The organism is Kineococcus xinjiangensis, from assembly GCF_002934625.1.
GTDB lineage: Bacteria > Actinomycetota > Actinomycetes > Actinomycetales > Kineococcaceae > Kineococcus_A > Kineococcus_A xinjiangensis.
On sequence record NZ_PTJD01000007.1, the window covers coordinates 143,277 to 156,351 of the forward strand.

The window sequence follows — 13,075 nt, forward strand, 5'->3', positions numbered from 1 at the left end:
GTGGGTGCTGCCGGGGCGCTCAGGCGCCGAGCTCGGTGATGACCGAGCGGAAGGCCGCGACGTCGTGGGCGAAGCGGCCGAGGAAGAGCCCGTCGACGCCCTCGGCGAGGGAGGCGAAGAGGCCGGGTCCGGCGCTGCCGCCGTAGAGGATGCGGGTCGTGCCCGCGCGGTCCCCGGCGATCTCGCGCAGTCGCCGGGTGACGGCCACGACGTGGTCGGCGGAGGCCGGCTCCGGCTGCCCGATCGCCCAGACCGGCTCGTAGGCGAGGACCACCTCGGAGTCGTCGGGCACGGCGGCGAGCACCGACTCCACCTGGGGACGGCACTCGGCGACGGCGCGCTCGACGGCCTGCGCACCGCTGCCCTCGCGGGTCGTCTCGCCGATGCACACCAGCGGCACCAGGCCGTTGCGGGCGGCGGCGGCCGCCTTGCGCGCGGTCACCTCGTCGTCCTCGCCGAAGAGGCGGCGGCGCTCGGCGTGGCCGAGCTCCACGAACGTGCAGCCGACCTCGCGCAGCACCGCGGGGGAGACCTCGCCGGTGTAGGCGCCGGCGTCCTCCCAGAACGCGTCCTGCGCGCCGAGGGCGACGCCGGAGCCGGCCAGCAGCTCCGCGCCGGTGGCGAGGGAGACGAAGTCGGGGATGACGAAGGCGTCGACACCGCAGGCGGCGGCGTGCTCGCCGAGGGCGGCGACGTCGGCGAGGTAGGCCCGGGTCCGGGCCAGCCCGAAGTACATCTTCAGGCTGACCCCGACCAGGCGCCGCGGCCGGCCCTCGGGAGCCGCGGCGGTTCCCGACGGATCGGGGGTGCTCACGTCAGCAGGCGGCGACGGACTCGGCCTCGGACTGCGCCGCCGCCTCGGAGCCGGTGTTCTCGTAGGTCTTGATGGCCTCGACCTTGGCCGCGGAGGAGGAGGTGGGGTCGAAGACGTAGCCGAGCCACTCCTTGGCCAGGCGGCGGGCCAGCTCGATGCCGACGACGCGCTGCCCCATGCACAGCACCTGCGCGTCGTTGGACAGCACCGAGCGCTCCACGGAGAAGGAGTCGTGGGCGGTGACGGCGCGCACGCCGGGCACCTTGTTGGCGGCGATGGCGACGCCGAGGCCCGTGCCGCACACCAGCAGCGCGCGGTCGGCCTCACCGGCGGCGACCTTGCGGGCCGCGGCGACGGCCACGTGCGGGTAGTGGGTGTCCTCGTCGCCGTTCACGCCGACGTCGACGACCTCCGCGACGCGGGGGTCGGCCTGCAGGTCGGCCTTGATCCGGTCCTTGTACTGCACACCGGCGTCGTCGGAGCCGATCACGATGCGCCACTGGGGCTGGGTGTTCTCGCTCATGTCGTCCGTTCCTCGTCTGGGCTCTGCGGGGCTCTCGCGTGCAGGGCGGTGGTGTCCGGGATGATCAGGACTGCAGCGCGGCGTGGGCCGTGCGCGTCACCAGCGCCAGGGAGATCGCCCCGGCGTCGGGGTGGCCGAGGCTGCGCTCGGCGAGCGGGCGGGCGCGACCGATCTGCGGGCGCAGCTCCTTCGTGGCGTCCGCGGCGGCGGTGGCGGCCTCGGCGGCCGCCGCCCAGGCGGTGAGGAGGTCGTCGCCGGCCTCCACGCGCTCCGACAGGGTCGTGGCGAACGGCGCCAGGGCGTCGACGAGGGTCTTGTCGCCGGGCTTGGCGCCACCGAGGCGGGTCACGCCGTCGAAGGCGGCGCGGGCGCCGCGGGCCACGGCGGCGGCGTCGGGCTTGCCGCTGTCGCCGAGCTGCTCGGCGAAGGAGCGCAGCAGCACGCCCCAGACGACGCCGGAGGTGCCGCCGGCGCGGTCGGCCCAGCCGTCGGCGGCGGCGGCCAGCACGGATCCGGCGCCCGCCCCGGCGGCGGAGGCCTTCGCGGCGGCCTCGGCGGCGGCGCGGGAACCGCGGGCCATGCCGACGCCGTGGTCGCCGTCACCGGCGACGGCGTCGATGCGCCCGAGCTCCGGCTCCGCCTCGTGCAGCGCCTTGGCCACCGCCTGGATCACGGCGTCGACGCGCTGGCCGGCGGCGGCCGCCTCGGCGGGGGTGCCGGAGTAGTCGGCCTGCTCCTGCGCCGGCGGCTCGAAGCGCGGCGCCGGGGTGGTCTCGATGACCTGGCCGCGGGAGAGGGCCGGGCACTGGATGGGGGCGGTCCACAGCCGCTCCAGCTCCTCGTCCAGCCACGTCACCGTCAGGGAGGCGCCGGCCATGTCGAGGCTGGTGACGAGCTCGCCGACCTCGGGGGCGACGATGTCGTAGCCGCGCTCGCGCAGCTTGGCGGCGATGCGGCCGTAGAGGAGGAACAGCTCCTCGTACTTCGTGCTGCCGAGGCCGTTGACGATCACGGCGATGCGCCCGCCGTCGGTCGCGCCCTCGGGGCGCGCGTCGAGGACCGGCTGGATGAGCAGCTCGGCGATCTCGTCGGGGGTGCCGGTGGGCTCCTCGGAGATGCCCGGCTCGCCGTGGATGCCGAGCCCGATGCCCATGTGGCCGTCCGGCACGGTGAACAGGGGCTCGGTCTCGCCGGGCAGCGTGCAGCCGCTGAAGGCGATGCCCATGGAGCGGGTCAGGTCGTTGGCGCGGTTGGCGACGGTCAGGACGCCCTTGAAGTCGTAGCCGGCCTCGGCGGCCGCACCGGCGATCTTGAAGGCGACGACGTCGCCGGCGATGCCGCGGCGCTGACCGTTGGCACCCTTGCCCTCGCTGGCCACGTCGTCGGTGACGACGAGCAGCTCGGCGGGGATGCCGTCGGCGCGCAGCCGCTCCGCGGCGAGGCCGAAGTTGAGGATGTCGCCGGCGTAGTTGCCGAAGCCGAGGACGACGCCACCGCCGCGGTTGGCGGCCTTGGCCACGTCGTAGACGAGGCGGGTGGAGGGCGAGGCGAACACGTCACCGCACACGGCGGCGTCGGCGCCACCGGGGCCCACGTAGCCGGCGAAGGCCGGGTAGTGACCGGAGCCACCGCCGACGACCACGGCGACCTTGCCCTCGGGGGTGGCGGTCGAGCGCAGCACGCCGCCCGGAACGCGCTGGACGTAGGTGCTGTAGATGTCGGTGAATCCCTGCAGGGCCTCGTCCACGAAGGACGAGGGGTCACCGAAGATGCGGGTCATGGTGGACGATCTCCTTCGATCCGGGCTTCGCGGGTGATCTGTTCTGGGCGTGCCGCTCAGGGTGCCGCAGCGGGTCAGGGCGTGGGGATGGTGCGCGGCAGGACGCGGCGGATGTACTCGCGGTTCGTGGCGCCGACGCTGATGCTGTCGCCGCCGTAGTGCTCGACGCAGAAGGCGCCGCGGAAGCCGGACTCGACGGCGTAGCGGATCACCTTGCGGTAGTTGATGGTCCCGCTCTCCAGCGGCGCCGGGTGGCTGAAGTACGCGCCGGTGGCCGGGTCGAAGTCGCGCAGGTAGTTCTTCAGGTGCCAGTAGTTCGCCAGCGGCATCGTCTTCTCCGCCACGTACCACCAGTCCTCGATCGGGCGGTGCAGGCGGAGGAAGTTGCCGAAGTCGGGGTTGAGGCCGACGTTGTCGAGACCGACCTCCTCGACGAAGCGGACGGCGGAGTCGGCGGTGCCGAGGTAGGTGTCCTCGTACATCTCCAGTGACACCTGCACGCCGACCTCCGCGGCGTGGCGCGCCAGCTCCTGGATGCGGGCGACGGCGCGGGCGCGGGCCTCGGGTGCCGGGTCGTCGACGGGGCCGGGCTCGTGCCAGAACCACATCGCCTTCGCCTGCGCCGGGGTGAGGGCGCGCATGAAGCCGAAGGACACCAGGGGGATGCCGATGGCGGCGCAGGCGTCGATGGCGCGGTGGCCGTAGGCGAGGTGCTCGTCGCCGAGGTCGGGGTCGACGACGCTGCGGCGGGAGGTGGAGAACGCCGGGATGGTCAGGCCGGCGGCGGTGACGGTGCGGGCGAACTCCTCCAGCCGGGCGGGGGAGAGGTCCGCGATCTGGATCCACGTGTCGGTGGGGTCGATCGAGGTGTACCCGGCGTCGACCATGACGTCGAGGACCTCGGCCCACTGCTCCGCCGAGGCCTCCTGGACGGGCGTGCCGTCGGCGACGGTGTTGCCGTGGATCATCATCGGCACGGTGATCGGCCAGTTCTCCCGCGTCAGCTCCGCCGGGTAGCCGGACCAGACCTTCGTCGTGGGACCTGCGGGAGCGGGGCTGTCGCTCGTCTGGGTGGGGCTGCTCACGGAGGGCTCCATCGCGTCCGGGGGGAGGGCCGGGCCGATCGGCCCGGGCAAAACTCTATAGAAAATCGCGTCTGAGGATGAGGGTAGCCCTCCTGCGCGAGGTGTCAACGCCCTCTCGCCCGGACGGACCCGCCCCGCCGCGCCCGCCCCCGGCCCCGGTGCCCGGTCAGTGCCCCCGGGCCCGTTCCCGCACACCCTCCAGGTGCTCCCGCATCGCCTGCGCGGCGGCCTCCGGGGAGCCCGCGACCAGCGCGGCGATGACCGCCTCGTGCTCGGCGACGCTCTCCACGGAGTCCTCGATGCGCTCCTCGTCCTGGTGCAGGCGGTGCACGAAACCGCGGAAGGAGTCCAGCGTGCGCACCAGGAACGGGTTGCCCGTGGCCTCCGCCAGCAGCTGGTGGAAGGACCAGTCCGCCGCCAGGTAGTCCTTGAAGTGCCGGTAGCCGGGGCCCGTGGGGGAGGAGCGCTGCGTGGCCACGCTCGCCCGCAGGGCCGCGATCTGCTCCGGCCCGGCGCGCCGGCACGCCCGTTCCGCGATGCCCGGCTCCACCACCAGCCGCACGTCCAGCAGCTGCGCCAGCTCCTCCTCGCCCAGCAGCGGCGCCGCGCGGTAGCCGCGCCGCACCGTGCGTTGCACGAGGCCGGTCGACTCCAGCCGCGCCAGGGCCTCGCGCACCGGCGTCGCCGAGACTCCCAGCCGGGCGGCCAGCGCCTCCGTGCGCAGCGGTGCGCCCGGTGCCACCTCCCGGTCCATGAGCAGCCCCAGCAGGGCCTCCTGCACGCCGTCGGTCAGGCCACGGTGATCGGCGAGCAGCGGCTGGGGAGGGGACGGGCGCGGGAACGGCCCGGCGGTCGCGCTCATGGTTCCGGCACGGTACAGGCACCCGCGCGCCTGCCGGCAGTTCCGCCACCCTCTGCGTCCCACCACCCGCCGCCGCGGCCCAGCACCGCGCCCGACGCTGCGGCCGGGGCGCGGATACCGTTGCGGCCGTGGCGGCGACGAGCGGACCCCGACGGCAGGACGGCCAGCGGCACGGCGACGGGCGGGACCCCGCGCCCACCGCTCCCGGCGCGCAGGAGGAGGTCGTCGGCCTCTGCCGCGACCTGCTGCGCATCGACACCTCCAACCCCGGTGACGGCTCCGGCCCCGGCGAGCGCGCCGCCGCCGAGCACGTCATGACGCTCCTCCACGAGGTCGGCCTGCAGCCGGAGTACGTCGAGGCCTTCCCACGCCGCGGCAACGTCGTCGTGCGGGTGCCCGGCGACCCCGAGCAGACCCGCGCGCGCGGGGCGCTGCTGCTGCACGGCCACCTCGACGTCGTGCCCGCCCGCGCCGCCGACTGGAGCGTCGACCCCTTCGCCGGGGAGGAGCTCGACGGCTGCCTGTGGGGCCGCGGCGCGGTCGACATGAAGGACATGGACGCGATGCTGCTCGCGGTGCTGCGCGACCTCGCCCGCAGCGGCACCACCCCGCCGCGCGACCTCGTCTTCGCGTTCCTCGCCGACGAGGAGGCCGGTGGGGTCCAGGGCGCGCGCTGGCTGGTCGACCACCGCCCGGACCTCTTCGAGGGCGTGACCGAGGCGGTCAGCGAGGTGGGTGGTTTCTCCGTCGAGATCGCGGGGCGGCGCGCCTACCTGCTGCAGACCGCCGAGAAGGGCATCGCGTGGCTGCGCCTGGTCGCCCACGGTCGTGCCGGGCACGGCTCCCAGGTGGGCACCGACAACGCCGTCACCCGCCTGTGCGCCGCCGTCGCCCGCATCGGTGAGCACCGCTGGCCCCTGGAGATCACGCCGACCGTGCGGCAGTTCCTCACGGGCGTCTCCGAGATCACGGGCATCGCCTTCGACGAGGACGACCCCTCCGCCCTGCTCGCCCAGCTCGGCACCACCGCGCGCTGGGTCGGGGCCACCCTGCAGAACACCGCCAACCCCACGGTGCTGGACGCCGGCTACAAGCACAACGTCATCCCCGGAACCGCCGCGGCGCTGCTGGACTGCCGCTTCCTGCCCGGGCGGCAGGAGGAGCTGCGCGCGACGATCGCGGAACTGGCGGGGGAGCGGGTCGACGTGGAGGACGTCCACGTCGACGAGGCCGTGGAGACGGAGTTCGCCGGCGCCCTGGTCGACCGGATGGTCGCCGCCCTGCAGGCGGAGGACCCGGGCGCGGAGGTCCTGCCGTACTGCCTCTCCGGTGGGACCGACAACAAGTCCTTCGCCCGCCTCGGCATCCGCGGCTACGGCTTCGCGCCGCTGCGACTGCCCGCGGAGCTGGACTTCTCGGGCATGTTCCACGGCATCGACGAGCGCGTGCCCACCGACGCCCTGCGCTTCGGGGTGCGGGTGCTGCAGCGGTTCGTGGCCACCTGCTGAGCCGCCCCGGGCCGCCCCCGGGCCGTGCGGTGGGCCGTGCGATGGGCCGCGCGGGGCGGAACGTCCCCGGGGCTGGCCCGGGCACGGCAAGATGGGGGTGTCCCGACGCAGCAGCGCGGAACGCCCCCGCTCCACCCCGGAGGTTCCCGTGCGCGCCGCCATCCTTCCCGCCGCCGCCAGGCCGGCCGCCGTCCTCGCGGTCCTGCTCGCCCTCAGCGGCTGCGGCGGCGCGGAGCCCGCACCGGCCGGGGCTCCCGAGGCGCCCGCGAGCGCGGGGGCGGGCACGGAGGCGGGCACGGAGGTGGGCACGGACGTGGCCAACCCCGACGCGCCCGAGCTGCTGCGCTTCACCGCGGCGACCACGGCGGGGGAGCGCTTCGACGCCTCCGAGCTCGCCGGCCGCGACGCGGTGCTGTGGTTCTGGGCGCCGTGGTGCACCCAGTGCCAGTTCGAGGCCGAGCACTTCGCCGCGGCCCAGGCCGCGCACGCCGACGACGTCGCCTTCGCCGGCGTCGCCGGCCTCGCACCGGTGGCGGACATGGAGGGCTTCGTCGAGCAGGGCGGGGTCGGCGCCTTCCCCCACCTCGTGGACGCCGACGGCTCCCTCTGGCAGCGCTTCGGCGTGACCGCCCAGCCCGCGCACGCCTTCATCGACGACTCCGGGGAGGTGGAGATCGTCCGCGGGCTGCTCGGCGCCAAGCAGCTGGAGGAGAAGATCGCCGAACTGGTCGCCAAGTGACCGGGACGCTCGCCTTCGCTTACGGCGCAGGCACTCTCGCCGCCCTCAACCCGTGCGGGTTCGCCCTCCTGCCGGCCTACCTCGCGCTCTTCGTCACCGGCGACGGAGCCGCGCAGGGCAGGGGCCGGGCGCTGCAGCGGGCGCTGACCGCGACGGCTGCGATGACCGCCGGGTTCGTCGCCGTGTTCGGGGTGTTCGGCCTCCTCCTGGCCCCGCTCGCCTCGGCGATCCACCGCTGGCTGCCCGTGGTCACCGTCGGCATCGGCCTGGCCCTGCTCGCTCTCGGCGTCGCCATGCTGCTCGGGCGCTCGATCTCCCTGCCGCTGCCGAAGCTGCGGAGCGGCGGCAACCCCACCCGCAGCCCCGCCGCGATGGCGTTCTACGGCGTCGCCTACGCGGTGGCGTCGCTGGGCTGCACGATCGGCCCGTTCCTCGCGGTGACCGCCACCACGTTCCGGACGGGCGACACCCTCACCGGGCTGGCCGCCTACGGCGCCTACGCGCTCGGGATGGGCACCGTCGTGGGGGTGCTCGCCGCCGGGGTCGCCCTGGCCCGCTCCAGCGCGACGGCGTGGCTGCGGCGGGTGCAGCGCCACCTGACGCGCGCGGGCGGGGCCCTGCTCGTCGTCGTCGGCGGCTACGTCGCCTGGTACGGCTGGTACGAGATCCGCCTCGCCCGCGGTGGGGGCTCCGATCCGGTGGTGGAGGCCGCGGCGACGCTGCAGGCGGGGCTGGTGCGCACCGTGTCCTCGGTCGCTCCGCTGCTGGTCGTGCTCGCCGCCGTCGTGCTGCTGCTCGCGCTCGTCCTCGCCGCCCGGCGCCGGGTGCGGAGCTGACCGGACCCGGCCGTCGCGGCCCGGCTCCGGAGCCGACCTCGGCCGGGGCCCGGGCTCAGCGGCCGGTGTCCGTCAGCGCCGCGCGGACCAGGGCGAGGGCGTCCTCGGCGCCGACGCCCAGGGCGGTGACGGCGTCGGCGTACGCGCGGGCGTGGCGGGCGGCCTCCTGCCGCAGCGCATCGGGGCCCGCGGCGACGACGGTGCCGGCGCGCCCGCGGGTCTCCACGGCACCGGCCTGCTCCAGCTCCCGGTAGGCGCGGGCCACCGTGCCCGCCGCGAGGCCGAGCTCGGCGGCCAGCGTCCGCACCGGCGGGAGCCGGTCGCCGGGCACCAGGCGGCCGGTGCGCACCGCCTCGAGCACCTGCGAGCGCACCTGCTCGTACGGCGGGACGCCGCTGTCGGCGTCGAGGGACGCGAAGGGCTCGGCGGGCACCGGCCCACCCTAGTGATGCGCCGCGTGGCGGCGCCGGTGGCGGGACGGCGTCGCCGACCGGGTGGTCCGCCGCCGTGGACACCGGCGGGGCGCCGGTCCCTGGTGGACGGGACGTCGGGACTCCGACCGTGGACGGGGTGCATCCACCTCGGATGCCGGTGAGGACAGGAGCACGGCGATGGCTGGAACGACGGCACACCCCAGGACCCACCTCGTACGCGAGGAGGACGGCGACCGCTTCCGCGGCGCGCGCCGTGCGGCCCTCGCCGTCCTGGCGGCAGCGGCGGTGCCGCTGGTGGTGCTGAGCAACGCACTGCTGCCGCCCCTGCCGGAGGAGCCGGCGCTGGCGCTGGCGGCGCTGCCCCCGCTGGCCGACCGCTGGCTCGCCGTGACCCTGCTCTACGCCGTCGCGTCGCTGCTCTACCTGCCGTTCGTGGTCGTCCTGTGGGGCCTCCGCGCCCGTCGGGGTTCCCTGCTGCGCCTCGTCGGTGGCTGCCTCGTGGTGGTGGCCACGGTCAGCAACGCCCTCTCGTTGAGCACCTGGGGGTACCTGCTCTGGGGGACGAGCGCCGCCGGCCTGGAACGCGGTGCCGTGCTGAGGGTGCTGGCGGTCATGGACGGCTCGGCGATGACCCTGCCGATCTCCTGGCTGGCGATCCCCGTCGCCGTGCTGGGCCTGCTCCTGCTGACCGCGGGCGTCGCGCGGTCGAGGGCCGTCCCGGCGTGGGCGCCGTGGACGTTCGTCATCGGCACGGTCGTCTCCGCGGCCGTGGGCGCAGGGCCGATGGCGCTCCTGGGCGTGGTCGGTGCGGCAGGTGCGGTGGGCATGGTCCGGGCAGCCGCTCGGCAGGATCCCGGGCGCGGCTGAGGCCTTGACACCGGTCGGCGGGCGTCTCACGGTGCAGTGATGGAGCAGTCCCCGGTGCACGGGGCCGCGCGGACGGCGCGACGGGACCGGTGGCGGTTCACCACCGCTGCTGTCGTCCCGTCCGCGCTGGCCCTCGCGGCACTGGCGACGGCGCTGCGGCACCCGGACGTCGAGGTGCTCGTCGACGGGCACCTGCTGGGCGGCGCGCTGATGGCGGTCGCCTCCGCGGTCGTGGCGGCCGTGCTGCTCCAGCGCGTGCCCGCCCACCCGGTGGGGCGCTGTTTCGCGGCCATCGCCTGGTTCGACGCCGCCTCGGTCTGCTCGGGAGCGGTGCTGATCTCGACGTCCGGGTCGGCGGGGGAGCTGGCCGGGTGGGCCGCGGGCTGGCTGTGGATCCCGGCAGTGGTGCTGCCGGTCACGGTCCTCCCCCTGGTCTTCCCGCATTCGCCGCCGGGACGGGCGGCGCATCTGCTGCTGCGCACGACACTGGCAGCGATCCTGGTGGCGATGTGCGCGGCGGCCGCCTCACCGCGGGTGCAGGTCGGCCCGCACGAGGAGGTCGCCGGCCCCTTCGCCTCGTCCTGGGCGCCGCCGCTGCAGGCGATCGCCGTGGTCGTGCTGGTCGGCTGCGCGATCCTCTCGACCGCGGCCCTGGTGGTGCGGCTCCTCCGCTCCGACCAGCGCCAGCGCCGCCAGATCGCTCCGTTCGTGGTCACCGGTGCCGCGGTCGTGCTCGTCGTGCTGGTGGCTCCGAGGCTGGGCCGTGCCGGCACGGTGCTCCAGGACGTCGCGATGCTCCTCGTGCCGGTCTCGGCGGCGGTGTGCATCCTCCGGCTGCGGCTGTACGACCTGGAGATCGTGGTCCAGCGGGCGGTGGCCTGGACGCTGCTCTCGGCGGGCATCGCCGTCAGCTACGTGGTGGTGGTGCAGGCCGCGGCCACGGTGTTCCGCCTGCGGGGGGTGGGCGCGTCGGTGCTCGCCACCGCGGTGATCGCAGTGGGCTTCGCCCCGGCCCGCGCGCTGCTGCAGGACGCCGTCGCCCGCTGGCTCTACGGCGACCGCGGCGACCCCTACGCGGCGCTGACGCGCACGATGCAGGTGCTGGCGGGTGGCGCCGACGCGATCGGGGCGCTCAGCGCCGCCGCCGAGGACCTCGCGCGCGGCCTGCGCTGCCCGGGAGTCCGCATCCTCGGGCGGGGCCGGGTGCTCGCCGGCTTCCCGGACCCGGCTCCGGAACGGACCCCGGCAGGGGTGCTGACCGTCCCGCTGCAGCACGCGGGACGTCGGGTGGGCGAGCTGGAGGTCCGGACCCGCTCACCCGGGGAGGCCTTCTCACCGGCGGACCTGCGCCTCCTGGACGACCTCGCCGTGGCGATCGCCGGCACCGTCGCAGCGGTGGCCGTGGCCGAGGAACTGCAGGCGTCGCGCTCTGCTCTGCTCGACGCGCGCACGGAGGAGCGCCGACGGCTGCGCTCCACCCTCCACGACGACATCGGCCCCTCGCTCGCCGCGGTCTGCCTGCAGGCCGAGACCGCCCGCCGGCGCCTGGAGCGCGCCGATCCCCGGGCCGCCCTGCAGGTCCTGCACGTCCTCGACACCACCACCCGCAGGGCCGTGGTGGACCTGCGCCGCGTCGTCGACGAGCTGGCACCGGCGACCGTGACCGACCTGGGCCTCGCAGCCGGGGTCCGCGCTCTCCTCGACGGCGCGGCGGCGGCCGGACTGCGGATCCACCTCGACGTCGACGACCTGCCCGAGCTGCCGGCGCCCCTGGAGGCGACCGCCTACCGGGTGGTGGCGGAAGCGCTCACCAACACGCTGCGGCACGCCGCGGCGCAGTGGATCGCGGTGCGCATCACGTGCCCCGACGCCCTCCTCGTCGAGGTGTGCGACGACGGCGTGGGTCCGGGGTCCACGTCGCGCCCGGGTGGCCTCGGCCTGGCCTCCATGCGCGCTCGCGTGGAGGGCCACGGGGGGCACCTCAGCGTCGGATCCGGCGGCTCCGGGCGACGTCCCGGAACCGTCGTGCGGGCCCGGCTGCCGCTGACGGCGCCCGCCGCGCCGGGAAGCCTCCTCGCGGCGCCGCGCCCGGCGGGGAGCACGTCGTGACCGGCCTGCGGGTGGTCCTGGTCGAGGACCACCCCGTGTACCGCCAGGGCCTGGCCCTGCTCCTGGCCGAGGACGACATCACGGTGGTCGCCGAGGCGGGTACCGCCGCGGAGGGCCTCGCCGCTGTCGCCGAGCACCTCCCCGACGTGGTCGTCATGGACGTGCACCTGCCGGACCGGTCCGGTGTGCAGGTGACCAGGCACCTCAGCACCCACCACGCCGGCGTCGGGGTCCTCGTGCTCACCATGGACAGCTCCGACGACACCGCCCTCGCCGCCCTGCGGGCCGGTGCGCGGGGTTACCTGCTCAAGGAGGCGGCCGCGGAGACGATCGGGCGGGCCGTCGCCGCCGTCGCGCGCGGGGAGCTGCTCGTGGCCGCGCCCGTCGCGGCGCGGATGGCCGGGCTGCTGACGCGGTCGTCGCCCGGCCCGGCCGGCACCGTCCTCCCCGCCGGCCTGACGGTGCGTGAGCTGGAGGTCCTCGACCTGGTCTCGCGCGGACTGGGCAACTGCGAGATCGCCCGCCGGCTCTTCCTGGCGGAGAAGACGGTGCGCAACAACGTGACCGCGCTGCTCTCCAAGACCGGCGTCGGCAGCCGCGCCGCGCTGGTCGCCCTGGCCCACGAGCACCGGCTCGCCGGTGCGGAGCCCGACGACGGCTGAACCGCCGCCGACGGGCGGGGCGGACCACCGGGTGGCGGTCCCGTCACCTCTTCGTGAGGTCGACCTTGCCCGGGATCATCATCCGGACGTCCTGCTTCAGCGCGATGCCGCGCACGGGCGCCCGGACGACCCGGCTGCCCGCGGCGAGGTCGTGGACCGCCCGCCGTCGGGCCGCGGGGACGAGCGCCATGAGGAGGCTGGCCAGCACGGTCAGCAGGCCGACGTCGGAGAGGGTGTCCCAGACGTCGCCGGTCTCGTCGTTCCCGGCGGCGGACAGGAGGACGAAGGGCGCGAACAGGACGAGGAGGCGCACGAACGAGGACGTGACGGTGAGCGTGGCGCCGCCGCGATCACTCACGACGCGCAGCCCCAGGAGCCCCTTGCCCAGCGTCTGCCCGTCGCGCCGCACCAGCAGGAACCACTCGAGCAGGACGTACGCCAGGAAGTAGGCCGTGGTCCCCATCACCGCGACGACCGTGTCGTAGGCCGCTGAGTTCTTGTCCATGGGGATGTACACGGGCGAGGCGACGATCGACAGCGGCACGATCAGCAGGAACGTGAGCGGCAGGGCCAGGAGCAGGTCGATGACCCGGGCCGTGAGGCGGCGCCAGAAGGGTGCCGCCGCGAGCGGTTGCGGGCTGGGGCGCCTCGTGTCGACCATGCCCGAACTCTGCCAGCAAGCCCTCTGCCCGTGGGGCACCTCTCGATCCAGCAGCGCGGGAAGTGCTGCCGCCCGCCGCAGGGGAGGTCGAACTCGCCGGTGGTGGGGAAACCCCGCGGCCTGGGTGTCGCTCCCGGTCTGGGTGTCGCCCCGCTCTGGGTGCGGAGCTCCGGCGTCGGCGGTTCACCGAGCAAC

13 protein-coding genes are annotated in these 13,075 nt (G+C 75.5%); 6 read left to right on the plus strand and 7 right to left on the minus strand.

Annotation, left to right across the window (positions count from 1 at the left end; all coding sequences use genetic code 11):
- Positions 1 to 19: 19 nt before the first annotated feature.
- The 5 genes from CLV92_RS11355 to CLV92_RS11375 all read right to left on the minus strand — a co-directional run bounded on the left by CLV92_RS11355 (position 20) and on the right by CLV92_RS11375 (position 5,064).
- Complete coding sequence (locus tag CLV92_RS11355) at positions 20 to 814, minus strand: triose-phosphate isomerase family protein (RefSeq protein WP_211291061.1); 795 nt, start codon at positions 812 to 814, stop codon at positions 20 to 22.
- A gap of 1 nt (position 815) precedes the next feature.
- A complete protein-coding gene (locus CLV92_RS11360) occupies positions 816 to 1,337 on the minus strand; it encodes a ribose-5-phosphate isomerase (protein WP_104432939.1) in 522 nt (173 codons plus the stop codon).
- A gap of 64 nt (positions 1,338 to 1,401) precedes the next feature.
- The gene (locus tag CLV92_RS11365; protein WP_104432940.1) at positions 1,402 to 3,117 is read right to left on the minus strand and encodes a dihydroxyacetone kinase family protein; all 1,716 of its coding nucleotides are present in this window, start codon (positions 3,115 to 3,117) and stop codon (positions 1,402 to 1,404) included.
- Positions 3,118 to 3,191: 74 nt separating this feature from the next.
- The gene (locus tag CLV92_RS11370; RefSeq protein WP_342762334.1) at positions 3,192 to 4,088 is read right to left on the minus strand and encodes a sugar phosphate isomerase/epimerase family protein; all 897 of its coding nucleotides are present in this window, start codon (positions 4,086 to 4,088) and stop codon (positions 3,192 to 3,194) included.
- Positions 4,089 to 4,368: 280 nt separating this feature from the next.
- On the minus strand, positions 4,369 to 5,064 hold the full coding sequence (locus CLV92_RS11375; RefSeq protein WP_104432942.1) for a GntR family transcriptional regulator: 696 nt from the start codon (positions 5,062 to 5,064) through the stop codon (positions 4,369 to 4,371).
- Between the two features lie 128 nt (positions 5,065 to 5,192).
- On the opposite strand from CLV92_RS11375, the gene CLV92_RS11380 reads away from it, so the two are divergent.
- The 3 genes from CLV92_RS11380 (at position 5,193) to CLV92_RS11390 (ending at position 8,147) form a co-directional block, all read left to right on the plus strand.
- Positions 5,193 to 6,572: a M20/M25/M40 family metallo-hydrolase gene (locus CLV92_RS11380; protein ID WP_104432943.1), complete on the plus strand. Its 1,380-nt coding sequence runs from the start codon at positions 5,193 to 5,195 to the stop codon at positions 6,570 to 6,572.
- A gap of 148 nt (positions 6,573 to 6,720) precedes the next feature.
- On the plus strand, positions 6,721 to 7,311 hold the full coding sequence (locus CLV92_RS11385) for a redoxin domain-containing protein (protein WP_158257208.1): 591 nt from the start codon (positions 6,721 to 6,723) through the stop codon (positions 7,309 to 7,311).
- Positions 7,308 to 8,147, plus strand: coding sequence for a cytochrome c biogenesis CcdA family protein (locus CLV92_RS11390; protein WP_104432945.1), 840 nt, complete (start codon positions 7,308 to 7,310; stop codon positions 8,145 to 8,147). Before CLV92_RS11385 ends, CLV92_RS11390 begins: the two co-directional genes overlap by 4 nt.
- A 55-nt stretch (positions 8,148 to 8,202) precedes the next feature.
- On the opposite strand, the gene CLV92_RS11395 is transcribed toward CLV92_RS11390, so the two are convergent.
- The gene (locus tag CLV92_RS11395; RefSeq protein WP_104432946.1) at positions 8,203 to 8,580 is read right to left on the minus strand and encodes a GntR family transcriptional regulator; all 378 of its coding nucleotides are present in this window, start codon (positions 8,578 to 8,580) and stop codon (positions 8,203 to 8,205) included.
- A 178-nt stretch (positions 8,581 to 8,758) separates the two neighbouring features.
- Between CLV92_RS11395 and CLV92_RS11400 the strand changes: the two genes are divergently transcribed.
- Genes CLV92_RS11400 through CLV92_RS11410 form a run of 3 tightly spaced genes read left to right on the plus strand, consistent with a single transcriptional unit; the run spans position 8,759 to position 12,219 of the window.
- Positions 8,759 to 9,448, plus strand: coding sequence for a hypothetical protein (locus tag CLV92_RS11400; RefSeq protein WP_104432947.1), 690 nt, complete (start codon positions 8,759 to 8,761; stop codon positions 9,446 to 9,448).
- A 39-nt stretch (positions 9,449 to 9,487) separates the two neighbouring features.
- Positions 9,488 to 11,557, plus strand: a complete 2,070-nt coding sequence (locus CLV92_RS11405; RefSeq protein ID WP_104432948.1) for a sensor histidine kinase — start codon at positions 9,488 to 9,490, stop codon at positions 11,555 to 11,557.
- Positions 11,554 to 12,219, plus strand: coding sequence for a response regulator transcription factor (locus CLV92_RS11410; protein ID WP_211291062.1), 666 nt, complete (start codon positions 11,554 to 11,556; stop codon positions 12,217 to 12,219). Before CLV92_RS11405 ends, CLV92_RS11410 begins: the two co-directional genes overlap by 4 nt.
- A gap of 43 nt (positions 12,220 to 12,262) precedes the next feature.
- On the opposite strand, the gene CLV92_RS11415 is transcribed toward CLV92_RS11410, so the two are convergent.
- Positions 12,263 to 12,880, minus strand: coding sequence for an RDD family protein (locus CLV92_RS11415; RefSeq protein WP_104432949.1), 618 nt, complete (start codon positions 12,878 to 12,880; stop codon positions 12,263 to 12,265).
- Positions 12,881 to 13,075 lie beyond the last annotated feature (195 nt).

Excerpts from the sequence above, each read along its gene's own strand:
- CLV92_RS11375 (WP_104432942.1), bottom strand. The coding sequence starts at position 5,064 with ATGAGCGCGACCGCCGGGCCGTTCCCGCGCCCGTCCCCTCCCCAGCCG.
- CLV92_RS11365 (WP_104432940.1), bottom strand. The coding sequence starts at position 3,117 with ATGACCCGCATCTTCGGTGACCCCTCGTCCTTCGTGGACGAGGCCCTG.
- CLV92_RS11405 (WP_104432948.1), top strand. The coding sequence starts at position 9,488 with ATGGAGCAGTCCCCGGTGCACGGGGCCGCGCGGACGGCGCGACGGGAC.
- CLV92_RS11400 (WP_104432947.1), top strand. The coding sequence starts at position 8,759 with ATGGCTGGAACGACGGCACACCCCAGGACCCACCTCGTACGCGAGGAG.
- CLV92_RS11415 (WP_104432949.1), bottom strand. The coding sequence starts at position 12,880 with ATGGTCGACACGAGGCGCCCCAGCCCGCAACCGCTCGCGGCGGCACCC.
- CLV92_RS11360 (WP_104432939.1), bottom strand. The coding sequence starts at position 1,337 with ATGAGCGAGAACACCCAGCCCCAGTGGCGCATCGTGATCGGCTCCGAC.
- CLV92_RS11370 (WP_342762334.1), bottom strand. The coding sequence starts at position 4,088 with ATGATGATCCACGGCAACACCGTCGCCGACGGCACGCCCGTCCAGGAG.